The sequence below is a fragment of the Arsenicicoccus sp. oral taxon 190 genome (genome assembly GCF_001189535.1).
Lineage (GTDB): Bacteria > Actinomycetota > Actinomycetes > Actinomycetales > Dermatophilaceae > Arsenicicoccus.
Genome location: NZ_CP012070.1, coordinates 2292986 through 2310272, shown reverse-complemented (window position 1 = coordinate 2310272; position 17287 = coordinate 2292986). Strand labels below are relative to the sequence as shown.

Below are 17287 nucleotides of genomic sequence, written 5' to 3'. Positions count from 1 at the left end.
GACGACCTGCTCACGGGAGACGCCGTGCCCCCAGTTGAGCATGACGTCGGCGCCGGCGAGCGGCGCACCGGGAGCCGCCAGCACCAGCGGTGCGACGCCCGCGCGGTCCACGACCGCGACCTCGACGAGCCCGTCGCGGTCCAGCGTGGCCAGCTGCCGGGCGACCTCGTCGTGGTGCGCCCAGCGCACGACCTCGACGCGCACGTCAGCTCGTCAGGCAGGCCGGGCCGAGCAGCGCCTTGAGGTCGCCGAAGAGCGCCGACGTCGGGTCGACGCGGGGCTCGAGCCGCATCAGCACGTGACGACCGGGCTGGGTGAGCTTGACCTGCACCTCCGTGGACCCGGGGTGGTTGAGCAGGACATCCTTGAGCATCTCGGCGACGCCGTTGGTGGCGCGCACCATCGGCAGCGTCAAGACGACCGGTCCGCGCGGCCCCTCGTGCAGGTCCGGCAGCGTCAGGTCCTGGGCGTAGATCGAAGTGCTCTCGTCACGCTTGTTGACCCGGCCCCGCACCACGACCACGGCGTCCGGCGCCAGCATCGTGGAGACCGTCATGTAGGTGGACGGGAAGAAGAGGCACTCGATCGCACCGTCGAGGTCCTCGACGGTGGCGATGGCCCACAGGTCGCCCTTCTTGGTGCGCTTGAGCTGCAGCCCGGTGATCAGCCCCGCGATGGTGACCGTCGTGCCGTCCGGCTTGCCCTCCTCGGCGTTGAGCGAGGCGATCGAGGTGTCCGCCGCCTGGTGCAGGACGTGCTCGATCCCGAAGAGCGGGTGGTCGGAGACGTAGAGGCCGAGCATCTCGCGCTCGTACTGCAGCGTGACCTGCTTGTCCCAGGTGTGTCCCGGCACCGGCGGCAGCCCGGCGAAGGCGTCCGCGCCGCCGGAGTCGCCGTCCCCCATCGCGAAGGCCGCGAAGAGCGAGTCCTGACCGGCGGCCTCGCGCCGCTTGACGTCCACGAGCGCCTCGACGTAGCCCTCGTGGATCTCGACGAGGCCGCGGCGGGACTCCCCGAGCGAGTCGAATGCCCCGGCCTTGACGAGCGACTCGATGGTCCGCTTGTTGCAGACCACGGCGGGCACCTTGGACAGGAAGTCCTTGAACGAGGTGAAGGCGCCCTTCTCCTCGCGGGCCTTGATGATCTCGGTGACGACGTTGGCGCCGACGTTGCGCACCGCCTCCAGGCCGAAGCGGATGTCCTCCCCGACGGCGGCGAAGAAGCCGATCGAGTCGTTGACGTCCGGCGGGAGCACCTTGATGCCCATGTGACGGCACTCGTTGAGGTAGAGCGCGGACTTGTCCTTGTCGTCGCCGACGCTGGTCAGCAGGGCCGCCATGTACTCGGCGCGATAGTTGGCCTTGAGGTAGCCCGTCCAGTAGGAGACGACGCCGTAGGCCGCGGTGTGGGCCTTGTTGAAGGCGTAGTCGGAAAACGGCAGCAGGATGTCCCACAGCGTCTTGACGGCGGCCTTGGAGTAGCCGTTGTCGAGCATCCCCTGCTCGAAGTTGGCGAACTCGGCGTCCAGGACCTCCTTCTTCTTCTTGCCCATGGCGCGACGGAGCAGGTCGGCGTTGCCGAGGGTGTAGCCCGCGAGCTTCTGGGCGATCTCCATGACCTGCTCCTGATAGATGATCAGGCCGTAGGTCATGGACAGGATCGGCTCGAGCGCCTCGGTCAGCTCGGGGTGGATGTAGTCCACGTCCTGCTTGCCGTTCTTGCGAAGCGCGAAGTTGGTGTGCGCGTTGGCGCCCATCGGGCCGGGGCGGTAGAGCGCGAGGGCCGCGGAGATGTCCTCGAAGTTGTCCGGCTGCATGAGCCGCAGCAGCGAGCGCATCCCGCCGCCGTCGAGCTGGAAGACCCCGAGCGTGTCGCCGCGGGCGAGCAGGTCGTAGGTGGCCTTGTCGGTCATGTCCTTGGACAGCGCGTCCAGGTCGATGGTCTCGCCGCGGTTGCTCTCGACGTTCTTGATCGCGTCGTCGAGGATCGTGAGGTTGCGCAGCCCCAGGAAGTCCATCTTGACCAGGCCGAGCGTCTCGCAGCTCGGGTAGTCGAACTGCGTGATGACCTGACCGTCCTGCAGCCGCCGCATGATCGGGATGACGTCGATCAGCGGCTCGCTGGACATGATGACGCCGGCGGCGTGGACACCCCACTGCCGCTTCAGCCCCTCGAGGCCCTTGGCGGTCTCGACGATCTCCTGCAGGTGCGCCTCGGACTGCACCAGGGCGCGGAAGTCGCCGCCCTCGTTGTAGCGCGGGTGGCTCTCGTCGTAGATCTTGGCCAGGGGCACACCCTTGCCCATGACGTCCGGCGGCATCGCCTTGGTCAGCTGCTCACCGACGCTGAAGGGGTGCCCCATCACCCGGGAGGCGTCCTTGACGGCCTGCTTGGCCTTGATGGTGCCGTAGGTGACGATCTGGGCGACCCGCTCGTCGCCGTACTTCTCGGTGACGTACCTGATCACCTCGCCGCGCCGGCGCTCGTCGAAGTCGACGTCGAAGTCCGGCATCGACTTGCGCTCGGGGTTGAGGAAGCGCTCGAAGATCAGGCCGTGCGGGACCGGGTCGAGGTCGGTGATCCGCATGGCGTAGGCGCACATCGACCCCGCGCCCGAGCCACGGCCCGGGCCGACGCGGATGCCGTTGGCCTTGGCCCAGTTGATGAAGTCGGCGACGACCAGGAAGTAGCCCGGGTAGCCCTTGCCGATGATGACCTCGCACTCGTATTCCGCCTGCTTGCGGGCGTAGTCGGGCACGCCGTCCGGGAACCGCTCGCGCAGCCCGGTCTCGACCTCCTTGACGAACCAGCTCGTCTCGTCCTCCCCCGGCGGGCACGGGAAGCGCGGCATGAACCGCCCCTCGCCCTCGGTGAAGGACACGTCGCACATGTCGGCCACCAGCAGGGTGTTGTCGCAGGCCTCGGGCAGCTCGCGCCAGACGTGGCGCATCTCCTCGGGGCTCTTGAGGTAGTAGCCGTCCCCGTCGAACTTGAACCGGTTGGGGTCCATCAGCGTCGAGCCGGACTGGACGCACAGCAGCGCCCCGTGGGCCGTGGCGTCGCCCTGCCGGGTGTAGTGCAGGTCGTTGGTCGCGAGCAGCGGGATCGACAGGTCCTTGGCGAGCCGCAGCAGGTCCTCGCGGACCCGGCGCTCGATGTCGATGCCGTGGTCCATCAGCTCGCAGAAGTAGTTGTCCTTGCCGAAGATGTCCTGGAACTCCGCGGCCGCCTCGAGCGCCTTGTCGTACTGCCCCAGCCGCAGCCGGACCTGGATCTCCCCCGAGGGGCAGCCGGTGGTCGCGACGAGCCCCTGGCCGTAGGTCTGCAGCAGCTCGCGGTCGAGCCGCGGCCACTTGGCGAAGACCTGGTCCAGGGAGGCGATCGAGCCCATCTTGAAGAGGTTGTGCATGCCCTGGTTGTTGCGGGCCAGCAGGGTCATGTGGGTGTAGGCGCCGCTGCCGGACAGGTCGTCGCCGGGCCGGGTGCCCTTGTCGCCCCACTGCAGCCGGGTGCGGTCGGTGCGGTGGGTGCCCGGCGTGACGTAGGCCTCCAGGCCGATGATCGGCTTGACGTCGTACTTCCTGCTCTTGGACCAGAACTCGTAGGCCCCGAAGAGGTAGCCGTGGTCGGTCGTGGCCACCGCGGGCATCCCCATCTCCGCGGCGGCGGCGAAGAGGTCGTCGATGCGGGCGGCACCGTCGAGCATGGAGTACTCGGTGTGGTTGTGCAGGTGCACGAAGGACTTGCTGGAGGCTGCTGGCGAGGACATCGCGGGCAGTCTATGCCCGGCCTCCGACAGACCCCTCGAGCGGCTCACCGGCACCGGCAGGACCAGCCCGTATGCCGCGCCCGCCGCCCCCCGGGGCCGGCCGGTCGCGCCCCGTCAGCCCTGCCGCAGGACGTACAGGGCGTGCTCCAGGTCGCCCGGGTAGGGGCTCTGAAAGGTCACCCACTCGCCGCTGCCGGGGTGGGTGAAGCCCAGCTCGTGCGCATGCAGCCACTGCCGGTCCAGCCCGACGCGCCGGGCCAGCACGGGGTCGGCGCCATACAGCGGGTCCCCGACGCAGGGGTGCCGCAGCGCGCTGAAGTGGACCCGGATCTGGTGGGTGCGCCCGGTCTCGAGGTGGATCTCGAGCAGCGACGCGTGCCGCATCGCCTCGAGCACCTCGTAGTGCGTCACGGAGTGGCGGCCCTCCTGGCGGACCGCGAACTTCCAGTCGTGGTTGGGGTGGCGCCCGATCGGGGCCTCGATGGTGCCCACCATCGGGTCGGGCAGGCCCTGCACGACGGCGTGGTAGGTCTTGTCGACGGTGCGGTCGCGGAAGGCCTGCTTGAGGACGGTGTAGGCACGCTCGGACTTCGCGACCACCATCAGGCCGGTGGTCCCCACGTCGAGGCGCTGGACGATGCCCTGCCGCTCGGCGGCGCCCGAGGTGGAGATGCGGTAGCCCTCGGCGGCGAGGCCGGACACGACGTCCGGCCCGTCCCAGCCGACGCTCGGGTGGGCGGCGCAGCCGGCGGGCTTGTCCACCACCACGATCTCGGTGTCGTCGTGGACGATCCGCAGGCCGGGGACCTCGCGCGGCACCACCGCGGGCGCGTCGTCGCGGGCCGGGTCGGGCAGCGTGACCTCGAGCCATGCCCCGGCGCTGACCCGTTCGGACTTGGCGACGACCTTGCCGTCCACCTGCAGGGCGCCGTCGGCGGCGAGGTCGGCCGCGCGGCTGCGCGAGAGCCCGAAGAGCCGGGCGACGGCGGCGTCGACGCGCTCGCCCTCGAGGCCGTCGGGCACGGGGAGCATCCGGACGTCAGGCATCGTGCACCTCTTCGCGGGTCGCGGGCCGGTCGGCGGGCCCGGACCCGTCATACGTGACCCCGAGGATCGCGAGGAGCCCGACCAGGATGGCGGCCGCCACGATCGCGATGTCCGCGACGTTGCCGATGAACCAGCCGTTGTAGTCGAGGAAGTCCACGACATGACCCTGCCCGAAGGAGGGCGGCCGGAACAACCGGTCGTAGAGGTTGCCGAGCAGGCCCCCCATGACGAGACCGCCCGCGACGGCCCAGGCGACGCTGACGATCCGCCGGGCGTGCCACAGCACCGCCCCGCCGATCCCGACCGCCACGAGCGTGAGCAGCCACGTCTGGCCGGACCCGATCGAGAAGGCCGCGCCGGAGTTGTGGATCAGGTTGAGCTGGAAGACGCTGCCGAGCAGCGGGCGCGGCATCCCCGGGGTCAGGTCGCGCAGCGCCCAGGCCTTGCTGACCTGGTCGGCGACGAAGGCCGCCGCGGCGATCACGGCAAGCAGCGGCCAGGTGTGCCGGCGGGGTTGCCGCGTGGCCGTCACCGCTTCTGCGCGGACTTGCACGCGACGCACAGGGTCGCGCGCGGGAAGGCCTGGACCCGCGGCTTGGGGATCGTCCCCCCGCAGCTCTCGCAGACCCCCTGCAGGTCGGCCTCGACGCGCTCGAGGGCGTGGTGGTACTGCGCGAGGACGTCGCGGGTGTTGGCGGCCATCGCGGCCTCGTGCTCCCGCTCGATCGCCTTGGACCCGACATCGGCCTGGTCGTCGCCGACGATGTCCTGGGTGTCCTGCACCAGGTCCACGAGGTCGACCTGGGCGGCGACGAGATCCCGCTCCAGCCGGTCGATCTCGGCGCGCAACGTCTCCTTGAGCTCGGTGATCTCCGCGTCGCTCCACGTCGCGTCGTCCGTCGCGGTGGTGGTGCCGGCGGACGCCGCCGTCGTGGATCGCCCTGCGGACTTGCCAGCCATGCTGTCCTCACTGATCGGTCGAGGTGTCGTCCGGAGCCGCCTGCACCGGACGTCCGACGCGGGCTCGCCCGCGTCGAGGTCTGCATAGGGTAGCCGCTGGGCCACCCCCACGAAAGCCGAGGTCCGCGCCGCACCCGTCGTGACGCGGACGCGCCGGGCAGTGTGGCGCGGACGCGCCCCGCATCGTGGCGCGGACGCGCCCGGACGGGGGCCCCATGGGGCACCCGTCCGGGCGCGCGACGACTAACGCTCCTCGGGCTCGAGCCGGGTCTGCTCCAGCTGGGTCAGCTGCCCCTTGATGAAGGTGGCGATGCTGTCGCGGTAGCTGGTCTCGAAGCCACGCAGCCGGGCGACGACCTCCTCCAGGGCGGCCCTCTCGCCGCTCAGGCTCTGCAGGATGGCCTCACGCTTCTGGGTGGCCTCGGCGATCATCGACTCGTGCTGCGCGGTGCCGTCGGCGATGAGCTTCTTGTGGCGCTGCTGGCCCTCGGCGATGAGCTGGTCGCGGCGGCTCTGCGCCGACCCGACGAGCTCGTCCCGCTTGCTGGTGCCCTCGCCGATCAGCGTCTCGCGCTGGCTGCGGCCCTCAGCGAGCAGCCGGTCGTGCTCGGCCTGGCCCTTGGCGACGTGCTCGTCGTGCAGGCGCTGCGCCAGCTCGATGAGGCCTGCGGCGCCGGCGGCCTCGCCGGTCGCAGCGGCGGGCTGCGCCTGGGCCTGCGACGAGACGTGGGCGGTGGCCTTGGCCTTGGCCTCGTCGAGCTGGGTGCGGGCCTCGGCCAGCTGGGCCTCGGCGGTGCGCAGCCGCTCGCGCAGCTGGGTGACCTCCGCGCGGGCGGCCTCGCCCTCCTGGCGGGCCGCGGCCTGCTTCTGGGCCTGGTCGCCGGCGGCGGCACCGGTCGGCGCGGCGGTGCTCGCACGCTCGGCGGCCTCGGCGCGGCGGGTCGCCTCGGCGGCCCGCTTGGTGGCGGCGTCGAGCTCGGCGCGCAGCGTGGTGACCTCGTCGTCGGCGCGACGGCCCTTGGCCGGCACCGGGGACTGCCCCTTGCTGCGGGCGCAGTCCTCGTACTTGCGCTTGTAGTCGTCGCGCTCGGCGATCAGGTCGCGCAGCTCGCTGACGACCTCGTCGAGGAAGTCGTCGACCTCGCGCTCGTCGTAGCCCCGACGGAACTGGGTCGCTCCGAAGCTCTTCTTGAGCACGTCATCCGGCGTGAGGGCCATGGTGTTTCCTTTTCGATCGTCCAGGTCGTGGCCGGGCAGGGCCCGGGGCCGCGACAGTCGTCCAGCAACTTACACCCTGGCGATGATCTGCATGAGGACCAGCACGATGACGAGCAGCGCCATGAAGGCCAGGTCGAGGGCGACACCCCCGATGCGCAGCGGCGGGATCACCCGGCGCAGCGCCTTGATGGGCGGGTCGGTCAGCGTGTAGACGCCCTCCACCAGCAGCAGGACCACCCCGCGGGGACGCCAGTCGCGCGCCAGCATCACGACATAGCTCAGCACCAGTCGCGCCATCAGCACGAGCCAGTAGAGCCAGAGGATGTCGATGAGCAGACCCTTGACGGTCATGTCCGGTCCTTCACGGGGTGGGGGGCGGGCCCTCAGCACAACGGCGCAGGGCCTCAGGGGGTTCCCGAGGCGCCTGCGCCGTCGATCCGCGCTGGGGGGCGGGTGTCAGCTCTGGTTGAAGAAGCCGCGGGCGGCGGCGGGGGCCTCGGACTCCTCGGTGGAGACCTCGACGTGCTGCGGGGTGAGCAGGAAGACCTTGCTCGTGACGCGCTCGATGGCGCCGTTGAGCCCGAAGACGAGGCCGGCGGCGAAGTCCACGAGGCGCTTGGCGTCGTCGTCGGCCATGTCGCCGAGGTTCATGATGACCGGGATGCCCTCGCGGAAGGACTCGCCGATGGTCTTGGCCTCGTTGTAGGTGCGGGGGTGGATCGTGGTGATGCGGTTCATCGGGCCGACCTCCGGGTCGCGGACGACGCGCGCCACCGGGGTGCGCTGGGGAAGGTGGGCGACGGAGGCGTGGCGCTCCTCGCGGACGGCCGTGGCACCCTCGGAGCGGCGCTCCTCGCGGCCGGACTCGACCAGGCGGGGCTCGGTGCGGGTCTGCTGACCGCCGGCCCGCTCGTCCTGGCCCTTCTTGTCGTAGTCGTAGCTCTCGTAGTCGTCCTCGGCCAGCCCGAGGTAGACCATCGTCTTGCGCAGCGCCCCAGCCATCGCGCGTCTCCTGCTCAGTCGTCGATCATCGTCACGCGGAACGCTACCGGGGCCCTGGTCGCGGACCGAGGATTGCCGACCCGACACGCAGGTGTGTCGCCCCGTGCGCGACGGCCGCCTCGAGGTCCCCACTCATGCCTGCCGAGACCAGGGTCGCGGCGGGGTGCTCGCGGCGCAGGTCGGCAGCGAGACCGGCCAGCCGGACGAAGGCCGGGTCGGGGTCCGCGCCGAGCGGCGCCACGGCCATGAGCCCGCGCAGGGTCAGGTGCGGGCAGGCGCTCACCTCCTGCGCCAGAGCTCGTATGCCGTCCGGCCGCTCTCCCCCGCGGCTCGGACCGGGCCCGCTGCGGCCGCCCGGGGCTGCTGCACGAGGCTGGGCGGGCTCGTCGGGCTCGTCGGGCTGGGCGGGCTCGTCGGGCTCGTCGAGGTTCACCTGGATCAGCACGTCCAGCGGCCGCCCACGATCGGCGGCCGCGCGGTCGAGGGCGTGGGCGACACGAGGGCGGTCGACGGTGTGGACGACGTCCGCGAAGCCGGCCACGAGCCGGGCCTTGTTGGTCTGCAGCTGTCCGATGAAGTGGACGGTGAGCCGGTCCCGCACCTGGGGAGGCAGGTCGGCGAGCTTGGCGTGGGCCTCCTGGGCCTTGTTCTCCCCGACCTCGGTGACCCCGAGGTCCACGAGGCGTGCGAGGTCCTCGGCCGGGAAGAACTTGGTGACCACGACCAGCGTGACCTCCTCCCGCGAGCGCCCGGCCGCCCGGCAGGCCGCCTCGATCCGCTGCTCCACCGCGGCGAGCCGGTCCGCCAGCTCGGCGGTGCGGGGGTCGGCGGTGCGGGGGTCGGGGCCGCTCACCGGCTGCCCCGCTCGCGCCGCACGACCACGCCGCCGAAGCGTCCGGTCGCGCCGGAGCGGCGGTAGGAGAAGAACCGGTCCTGCTCGACCGTGCACCCGGGCACCCAGGTCACCGGCACCCCGAGGGCGCTCAGCTGGGAGACCACACCGGTGGCGACGTCGATCGCGGGGGTGCCCGACCAGGTCCGGGCCGCGGACTCGGGGACCCGTTGGGCCGCGTCCTGCTGCATCTGCTCGGGCACCTCGTAGCAGCGCCCGCACACCGACGGCCCCACGTGGGCCGTGATGTCCCGCGCGCCGAGGTCGCGCATCGCCGCGACCGTCGCGGGGACCACGCCTGCCAGCATCCCGGGACGACCGGCGTGGGCGGCACCGACCACGCCTGCCTGCGGGTCCGCCAGCAGCACCGGCGTGCAGTCGGCGACGAGCACGGCCAGGGCCAGGTCGGGCCGGGTCGTCACGACCCCGTCGGCGTCACCCGCCGGGCCGCTGCACGGCCCGTCGACCTGCACGACCTCGGCACCGTGGACCTGGTTGAGGAAGACCAGCCGGCTCGCGTCGACCCCGACGCGGGCGGCCAGCAGCGACCGGTTGGCCGCCACGGCGTGCGGGTCGTCCCCGACGTGGCTGCCGAGGTTGAGCCCCTGACCGGGTGCCCCCGGCGGGGCGTATGGCGGGCGGCTCCGTCCGCCATACGCGTCGGTGAAGACCCGGAGCACGGTCCCGTCCTGCTGCTGATGAGCCAACACGCCTCCGAGGTTAACGCTCGCGGCCCGCAGCGACGCAGCGACGCGGAGCCCCGCCGACCGTGACGGTCGGCGGGGCTCCGTGGGGGCGGGCGGCGGGCCCGCTCCGGCTCACTTGAGGAAGTCGGGGACGTCCAGGTCGGCCGCGTCGTCGAAGGACACCTGCCGCGGCGGGCGCTGCGCCTGCTGCTGCTCGGCCGGGCGCACCTGGCCGGGGGTGCCCGACTGCTCCGCCTGGCCCTGCTCCTGCCGCTGCGGCTGGCCGGAGACCGAGGGCTGCTGCACCGGAGCCTGCTGGGCCGGCTGGGCCTGCTGCTGCGGGGCCTGCTGCTGCGCGGGGCGGGCCTGCTCCTGCTGGACCGGACGCTGCTGCTGCATCGGACGCTGCTGCTGCGGCTGGGCCACCGGGCGCTGCTGCTGCGGCTGCTGCGGCTGGGCGGGGCGCTGCTGCTGCGGCTGGGCCACCGGCTCGTCCCGGCGCGGCTGCGGGTCGCCGCCGTCGAAGCCGGCGGCGATCACGGTCACGCGCACCTCGTCGCCCAAGGCGTCGTCGATGACGGAGCCGAAGATGATGTTGGCCTCCGGGTGGGCGGCCTCCTGGACCAGCCGCGCGGCCTCGTTGATCTCGAAGAGACCCAGGTCGGAACCACCCTGGATGGACAGCAGCACGCCGTAGGCGCCGTCGATGCTCGCCTCGAGCAGCGGGCTGGAGATGGCGAGCTCGGCGGCCTGGACCGCGCGGTCCTCCCCGCGGGCCGAACCGATGCCCATGAGCGCCGACCCGGCGCCCTGCATCACCGACTTGACGTCCGCGAAGTCCAGGTTGATCAGACCCGGGGTGGTGATCAGGTCGGTGATGCCCTGGACACCGGAGAGCAGCACCTGGTCGGCGCTGCGGAAGGCGTCGAGCATCGAGACGTTGCGGTCGCTGATCGACAGCAGACGGTCGTTGGGGATGACGATGAGGGTGTCGACCTCCTCGCGGAGGTTGCCGATGCCGGACTCGGCCTGGTTGGCGCGACGGCGGCCCTCGAAGGTGAACGGCCGGGTGACGACGCCGATGGTCAGGGCGCCGAGGTTGCGGGCGATCTTGGCGACGACGGGCGCGCCACCGGTGCCGGTGCCGCCGCCCTCGCCGGCGGTCACGAAGACCATGTCGGCCCCCTTGAGGACCTCCTCGATCTCCTCCGAGTGGTCCTCGGCAGCCTTCTTGCCGACCTCGGGGTCCGCGCCCGCGCCCAGGCCGCGGGTCAGCTCGCGACCCACGTCGAGCTTGACGTCCGCGTCGCTCATCAGGAGTGCCTGGGCGTCGGTGTTGATGGCGATGAACTCGACGCCCTTGAGCCCGACCTCGATCATGCGGTTGATCGCGTTGACACCGCCGCCGCCGATGCCGACGACCTTGATGACGGCCAGGTAGTTCTGTGGTGCTGCCACGGTGGGGCCTCTCCTGATGGTGCAGCCGGCCCCGTGGCGAGCCGAAGGCGGCATCACCCTGAAGTTCAACTGCAGAGTTATTGTTCTGTTACCGAGTGTCGGCAAAAAGGTACGTCCTGATCAGGGTAGGGGGCAACCTCCGCCACGGTGTGTTGCCACCCGGACGGCGCAACACCCCGACCCTCCGCTCGAGGGTTGCCCCGTCAGGAGGTGGCGGGGCTGTGCGGCGCGCTGACGTTGATGGTCCCGGCGCCCTTCGACAGCAGCGCGCGGAGCACCTTGACCTTGAGTTGAGGTTCAGACTCATCGCCCCACAGGACGGTGGTCTTGTCGAGCTGGAAGGTCACCATGCTCGGGCCCTGGACCTGCACGGCGGAGACCTTCCCCCGCAGGTCCCCCGGGAGCGTGGACATCACCGAGATCGCGGCACGGAGCCCCTGCGGAGAGACCTCGCCCTTGCCCGAGGCGACGGGCACTCCCGCGGGCGCGGCACCCACCGTCTGGTAGGCCACGCCGTCGGCGTCCACGAGCTGGAAGTCCCCGGAGCGCTTGAGCGCCAGCACCGGGGTGCGCGGCGTCACGGTGATCAGCACCGTGCTCGGCCACTTGCGGGCGACCTCGACCGAGGCGTAGAGCGGGGACTGCACCACCCGCCGGCCGGGGGCGTCCAGGTCGATGCGGGCGAGGGGCACCCCGGTGGGGATGGCCGCGGCCTCCCGGACCGCTGCCTGCTGCGCCTGCGGGACGCCCTCGACCACGACGGTGCGCGCCGCGAGGACCGAGCTGAAGCCGACGAGGTAGACGCCCGCCGCCACCAGGACGACGAGCAGCAGGGCGAGCAGCACCGGGCGCCGGCGCAGCGTCCGCGCCTGGCGGGCCCGCTGCTCGAACCGCCGCCGGTCGGCGCCGTCGCCACGGGCAGGACGCACCCTCACGAGGCGGCAGCCCCCTCCAGGATGGCCAGGACCTGCGGGCCGAGGGCCGTGACGTCCCCGGCCCCGACGGTCAGCACCAGGTCACCGGGGCGCACGAGCGACGCCACCAGCGGCGCCACGGCGTCCCAGGACGCCTCGTAGTGCACCTCGCAGGCCGGCCCGGGCTCGGCCTCGGCGCAGCGGCGTGCCGCGTCGGCGACGAGCTCCCCGGTGACCCCGGGGACCGGGTCCTCGCGGGCGGCATACACGTCCATCACCACGACGACGTCGGCGGGGAGCAGCGCGGCGCCCAGCTCCTGGGCGAAGTCGGCGGTGCGGGAGTAGAGGTGCGGCTGGAAGACCACCACGAGCCGGTGGGGACGCTCCTGCAGCGCGGCGGCGGTGCCGACCACGGCCGCGACCTTGCCGGGGTTGTGGGCGTAGTCGTCGACGACGGTCACGCCGCCCGCCTCACCCTTGAGCTCGAAGCGACGCCGGGTGCCCGTGTAGGCCGCCAGACCCGCGGCGGCGCGCGAGGCGTCGACCCCGAGACCGTGGTGGGCGGCGGCATACGCGGCGGTGGCGTTGAGCACGTTGTGCGCGCCGGGGATCGCCACGGACAGCTCACGGTCCTGGCCCTCGTCGACGATCCGGGCGACGGTGCGGAAGCCGTCCACGACGTGCCCGACCACCCGCACGTCCGCGGTCGCCGAGGTGCCGTAGGTCAGGACCCGCACGCCCTCGGCCTGCGCGCGCCGCGCCAGCCGGGCCGAGCCCTCGTCGTCGGCGCAGGCGACCAGCAGCCCCCCGGGGCGGATGCTGCGCGCGAAGGCCAGGTAGGCGTCCTGCACGGCCTCGAAGGTGCCGTAGTGGTCCAGGTGGTCCGGCTGCACGTTGGTGACGATCGCGACCTCGGGGTGGTAGACGAGGAAGGAACCGTCCGACTCGTCGGCCTCGATGACGAAGGCCTCCCCCGACCCCGCACGAGCGTTGGTGCCGTACCGCGCCAGCTCGCCACCGATGGCGAAGGACGGGTCCGCCCCCGCCTCCAGCAGCAGCGCCGTGAGCATCGACGTGGTGGTCGTCTTGCCGTTGGCGCCGGCGACCGCGACCACGCGGCGCCCCTCCGCGGCGCTCGCGAGCGCCTGGGAGCGGTGCAGCACGCGGGTGCCGAGCTGACGGGCGCGGACGAGCTCGGGGTCGGACTCCCGGGTCGCGGAGGACACCACGACGGTGTCCGCGCGGTCCACGGTGTCCGGCTGGGCGCCCGCGTGGACGTCGGCGCCCTGCTCGCGCAGCGCCGCGAGGACGGGCAGGTCCTTGGGGTCGGAGCCGCTGACGGCGACGCCGCGCCCGAGCAGGACGCGGGCGACGGCGGACATGCCCGCCCCGCCGACGTTGGTGACGTGCACCCGGCCGAGGTCTTCGAGCGAGACGGTGGGCGCGCTGAGGTCGAAACGCTCCGTCACGGTCATCGCCCCTTGCTCCGGTGGGTGGTCACGGCATCCTCCACCAGGTCGGCCAGTCTCCGGTCGCCGTCGCGGGTGCCGACCGACGCGGCGGCCTGCGCCATCCGGGAGAGCCGGGACGGGTCGCCCACCAGCGGCAGCAGCATCTGGTCCACCCACCCCGGGAGCAGCTCGGCGTCGTCGACGACGAGACCGCCTCCGGCCTCCACCACCTCGGCGACGTTGAACCGCTGCTCGCCGTTGCCGATCGGCAGCGGGACGTAGACGGCCGGCAGACCGACGGCGGTGAGCTCGCACACCATGCCGGCGCCGGCCCGCGACACCACGAGGTCCGCGGCGGCGAAGGCGAGATCCATCCGGTCGCAATACTCCACCAGCACGTATGGCGCTCCCCCGCTCGCGAGGGTGGGGGCGGGCGGCAGCTTGCCGGCCCCGGTGACGTGGAGCACCTGGACACCGGCGTCCGAGAGCTCGCGCATCCGGGCGGCGAAGGTGTCGTTGAGCCGCTTGGCGCCGCTGGAGCCGCCGGTGACGAGGACGACCGGGCCCTCCTCGCGCAGCCCGAACCAAGCCCTGGCCTCGGCGCGGCGGGCGGCGCGGTCCAGGCCCGTGATCTCGGTCCGCAGCGGCATCCCCAGGTGACGGGCCCCGGGCAGCCGGGTCGCGGCGAAGGTCGTGGCGACGTGCCGGGTGAGCCGCGCGCCCAGGCGGTTGGCGAGGCCGGGGCGGACGTTCTGCTCGTGGATGACGATCGGCAGGCCGCGCCGGCGGGCAGCCAGGTAGGCGGGGGTGGAGACGTAGCCGCCGAACCCGACGACGACGTCGGCGTGGACGTCGTCGATGACCGCGCCCGCCGCGTCGACGGCCCCCTTGAGGGCGCCGGGCAGCCGCAGCAGCGCGGCGGAGGGGCGGCGCGGGAAGGCCACCTTGGGGATGGTCCGCAGGTCGTAGCCGCGCGCGGGGACCAGCCGCGTCTCCAGGCCGGAGGCGGTGCCGAGCACCGTGATCCGCACCTCCGGGTCGCGACGGCGGAGCTCGTCGGCGAGGGCCAGCAGCGGCGAGACGTGCCCGGCCGTGCCTCCGCCGGCCAGGACGACCGACGTGAGGCGGCCCGGGCCGGTGGGAGCAGCGGTCATCGGTCGGTCCTAGCGTCGGAGGTGGGGCGGACCCGCACCCGGCGCAGGGCGCGGGCCTCGCGGGCCCCCGGCTCCTCGCGGGCGAAGGCCATCAGCATCCCGAGGGCGGTGAGGGTGGAGATCAGCGCGGTGCCGCCGCCGGAGACCAGCGGCAGCGGCACGCCGATGACGGGGAGCAGGCCGGTGACGGCGCCCATGTTGATCGCGGACTGCACGATGAGCCAGGTCATGACCCCCGCGGCGGCCAGCCGCACGAAGAGGTCGTCGGTGCGGAAGACCAGGCGGTAGCAGGCATAGGCCAGGGCCGCCAGCAGGAAGAGCACCGCGAAGGTGCCGGGCAGGCCCAGCTCCTCCCCCACGATGGCAAAGATGAAGTCGTTGCGGGACTCCGACAGCCAGCCCCACTTCTCGGTGCTCGCGCCGAGACCGACGCCCCACCAGCCGCCGTCGGCGAGGGCGTACTTGCCGTTGACCACCTGGCGGCACAGGTCGGGGTTGGTGGTGCACCCGTCCCCGATCCAGGCGTTGATGCGGCCCATCCGGTTGCCGCTGCTCAGGGTCATGACGGCGACGGCGACGGCCCCGAGGACCCCGGCGATGCCGAAGAGCCGGGCCGACACGCCGGCGGCATACAGGGTCCCGGCGACGATGGCCAGCAGCACCAGCCCGGTGCCGAGGTCCTGGCCGGCCAGCTGCAGCCCGAGCAGCAGCACCGCCACCGGGACCAGCGGCACCATGGCGTGCCAGAAGTCGGACAGCTTGTCCTTCTTGCGGTCCAGGATCGCGGCGCCGAAGACGACGATGGCGATCTTGGCGAACTCCGACGGCTGCAGCTGGTAGCCGGCGATCTGGATCCAGTTGCGGTTGCCCTGGAAGGTCACCCCGAGCGGGGTGTAGATCAGGCCCTGCAGCAGCAGCGCCAGCCCGATGCCGGGCCAGGCGAGGCGCCGCCACACGCGCACCGGGATCCGCGAGGCGACGAAGCAGAGCACGGCGCCGACCCCGGCGAAGACCAGCTGCTTGAGGAAGTTGTCGTAGCTGCGGATGCTCGACGCCGAGAGGTACATCACCAGGCCGAAGATCGTCAGCGTCGCCGTGACGCTGACCAGCAGGTGGTGCGTCGTCAGGGGCGTGTCGATCCGCTCGAGGAAGGCGCTGACGCGGTCCGGGAGGGTGTCGCGCCCGGCCCGTCCCGAGCCGACCGTGCCGGCCCGCGTGGCTCCGGGGCGCGTCGTCATGCGGGGCTCCCTCCGAGCTGGCGCACCGCCTCGACGAAGGCGTCGCCCCGGGCTCCGTAGTTGGTGAACATGTCCATCGACGCCGCGGCCGGTGCGAGCAGCACCACGTCGCCTGGTTGCGCCAGCGAGGTGGCCGCGCGCACGACCTGCGCCATGGCACCAGTGTCGGTGCTGGCGACGTCGACCACGGGCACATCGGGCGCGTGTCGAGCCAGGGCCTGCGCGATCCGGTCGCGGTCGCGCCCCATGAGCACGACCCCGGCGAGCCGGTCGGCGCGGGAGCGCACCAGGTCCTCGACGTCGGCGCCCTTGAGCAGCCCGCCGGCGATCCACACCACCCGCTCGAAGGCGGCCAGGGACGCGGCCGCCGCGTGCGGGTTGGTGGCCTTGGAGTCGTCGACGTAACGGACCCCGTCGATCACGGCCACCTCGGCGATGCGGTGCGCCTCGGGGCGGTAGGCGCGCAGGCCGTCCCGCACCGCCATCGGCCCGACGCCGTAGGCCCGCGCGAGCGCCGCGGCCGCGAGGGCGTTGGCGACGTAGTGCGGGGCCACGCCGGGGGCGTCGCCCTGCAGGTCCGCGAGCGTCGCGAGCTCGGCGGCCGCGGTGTGTCGCTGCTCGACGAAGGCCCGGTCGGCCAGCACGTCGTCGACCAGGCCGACCATGCTCACGGCGGGCACCCCGAGCGTGAAGCCCACGGCGCGGCACCCCTCCACGACCTCGGCCTCCATGACCAGCAGCTCGGTCTGGGGGTCCTGGACGTTGTAGACGCAGGCCACCTGGGTCTGGTCGTAGACGCTGCCCTTGGCGCGCAGGTAGGCGTCGTAGGACCCGTGCCAGTCGAGGTGGTCGGGGGCGACGTTGAGGCACACCGACGCGAGCGGCGACAGGGAGCGCTGCCAGTGCAGCTGGAAGGAGCTCAGCTCGACGGCGATGACGTCCCACGGGGTCGGGTCGAGCATGACCTCCATGATCGGCGTCCCCACGTTGCCGGCCGCGATCGCCCGGGCGCCACCGTGCCGCAGGATCGACTCGAGCATCGTCACCGTCGTGGTCTTGCCGTTGGTGCCGGTGACCACGAGCCACGGGGCGGCGCCGGTCTGCGGACGCATCCGCCACGCCAGCTCCACCTCGCCCCAGACCGGGATGCCGGCGGCGGCGGCCTGCGCGAGCAACGGGTTGTGCGGGGGCACGCCCGGGGACGTCACGACCAGCTCGATGCCCTCGGGCACCTCGTCGGGGGCGTCGTCACCGAGCAGCACCTCGACCCCGAGGATGTCCAGGATCCGCGCGTGCTCCTCGATCTGGGGGGTCACGTCGGGGCTGATCGCGGTGACCACGGCGAGCCGCTCCCGCAGCGCGTCGGCGGCCGCGAAGCCCGACCGCCCGAGGCCGACGACCAGCACCCGCAGGCCGGACCAGTCGGCGTCCTTGTGGGTCAGGCCCGGTCGGGGCTCGTAGTCCGGGTCGAAGGGCCCGGCGCTCTCGTCGCTCATCT

Annotated in this window: 16 protein-coding genes; 1 reads left to right on the top strand and 15 read right to left on the bottom strand. The window is 72.6% G+C overall.

Features of this window, described 5'->3' with window-relative positions:
• Positions 1–24: 24 nt before the first annotated feature.
• Positions 25–243: a hypothetical protein gene (locus ADJ73_RS17575; RefSeq protein WP_253272547.1), complete on the top strand. Its 219-nt coding sequence runs from the start codon at positions 25–27 to the stop codon at positions 241–243.
• Here the strand turns inward: ADJ73_RS17575 and dnaE are convergent.
• The 15 genes from dnaE to murD form a co-directional block, all read right to left on the bottom strand.
• Positions 206–3769, bottom strand: a complete 3564-nt coding sequence (gene dnaE / locus ADJ73_RS10680; protein ID WP_050348250.1) for a DNA polymerase III subunit alpha — start codon at positions 3767–3769, stop codon at positions 206–208. The genes ADJ73_RS17575 and dnaE overlap by 38 nt on opposite strands.
• 114 nt (positions 3770–3883) lie before the next feature.
• The gene (locus ADJ73_RS10675) at positions 3884–4816 is read right to left on the bottom strand and encodes an RluA family pseudouridine synthase (protein WP_050348249.1); all 933 of its coding nucleotides are present in this window, start codon (positions 4814–4816) and stop codon (positions 3884–3886) included.
• On the bottom strand, positions 4809–5348 hold the full coding sequence (locus ADJ73_RS10670) for a signal peptidase II (RefSeq protein ID WP_253272546.1): 540 nt from the start codon (positions 5346–5348) through the stop codon (positions 4809–4811). The genes ADJ73_RS10675 and ADJ73_RS10670 overlap by 8 nt, the downstream gene beginning before the upstream one ends.
• Positions 5345–5776 carry a TraR/DksA family transcriptional regulator gene (locus ADJ73_RS10665; protein ID WP_082176924.1) on the bottom strand — a complete coding sequence of 144 codons (432 nt, stop codon included), beginning with the start codon at positions 5774–5776 and terminating at the stop codon, positions 5345–5347. Before ADJ73_RS10665 ends, ADJ73_RS10670 begins: the two co-directional genes overlap by 4 nt.
• Before the next feature lie 243 nt (positions 5777–6019).
• A complete protein-coding gene (locus ADJ73_RS10660; protein ID WP_050348248.1) occupies positions 6020–6994 on the bottom strand; it encodes a DivIVA domain-containing protein in 975 nt (324 codons plus the stop codon).
• Between the two features lie 69 nt (positions 6995–7063).
• On the bottom strand, positions 7064–7345 hold the full coding sequence (locus ADJ73_RS10655; RefSeq protein ID WP_050348247.1) for a YggT family protein: 282 nt from the start codon (positions 7343–7345) through the stop codon (positions 7064–7066).
• A 105-nt stretch (positions 7346–7450) separates the two neighbouring features.
• Positions 7451–7996 (bottom strand): cell division protein SepF, encoded by a 546-nt coding sequence (locus tag ADJ73_RS10650; RefSeq protein ID WP_050348246.1) that lies wholly within the window; start codon positions 7994–7996, stop codon positions 7451–7453.
• A 43-nt stretch (positions 7997–8039) separates the two neighbouring features.
• Positions 8040–8849: a YggS family pyridoxal phosphate enzyme gene (locus ADJ73_RS10645; RefSeq protein ID WP_050348245.1), complete on the bottom strand. Its 810-nt coding sequence runs from the start codon at positions 8847–8849 to the stop codon at positions 8040–8042.
• Positions 8846–9598, bottom strand: coding sequence for a peptidoglycan editing factor PgeF (gene pgeF, locus ADJ73_RS10640; RefSeq protein WP_050348244.1), 753 nt, complete (start codon positions 9596–9598; stop codon positions 8846–8848). The genes ADJ73_RS10645 and pgeF overlap by 4 nt, the downstream gene beginning before the upstream one ends.
• A 108-nt stretch (positions 9599–9706) precedes the next feature.
• A complete protein-coding gene (gene ftsZ, locus ADJ73_RS10635) occupies positions 9707–11032 on the bottom strand; it encodes a cell division protein FtsZ (protein WP_050348243.1) in 1326 nt (441 codons plus the stop codon).
• 203 nt (positions 11033–11235) lie between these two features.
• On the bottom strand, positions 11236–11961 hold the full coding sequence (locus ADJ73_RS10630; RefSeq protein ID WP_172669718.1) for a cell division protein FtsQ/DivIB: 726 nt from the start codon (positions 11959–11961) through the stop codon (positions 11236–11238).
• A 2-nt stretch (positions 11962–11963) separates the two neighbouring features.
• Positions 11964–13421 (bottom strand): UDP-N-acetylmuramate--L-alanine ligase, encoded by a 1458-nt coding sequence (gene murC / locus ADJ73_RS10625; RefSeq protein ID WP_050348241.1) that lies wholly within the window; start codon positions 13419–13421, stop codon positions 11964–11966.
• A complete protein-coding gene (murG, locus tag ADJ73_RS10620) occupies positions 13418–14551 on the bottom strand; it encodes an undecaprenyldiphospho-muramoylpentapeptide beta-N-acetylglucosaminyltransferase (protein ID WP_050348240.1) in 1134 nt (377 codons plus the stop codon). The genes murC and murG overlap by 4 nt, the downstream gene beginning before the upstream one ends.
• Positions 14548–15789, bottom strand: a complete 1242-nt coding sequence (locus ADJ73_RS10615) for an FtsW/RodA/SpoVE family cell cycle protein (RefSeq protein WP_082176922.1) — start codon at positions 15787–15789, stop codon at positions 14548–14550. The genes murG and ADJ73_RS10615 overlap by 4 nt, the downstream gene beginning before the upstream one ends.
• Positions 15786–17285 (bottom strand): UDP-N-acetylmuramoyl-L-alanine--D-glutamate ligase, encoded by a 1500-nt coding sequence (murD, locus tag ADJ73_RS10610; protein WP_050349391.1) that lies wholly within the window; start codon positions 17283–17285, stop codon positions 15786–15788. Before murD ends, ADJ73_RS10615 begins: the two co-directional genes overlap by 4 nt.
• Positions 17286–17287: the final 2 nt, after the last annotated feature.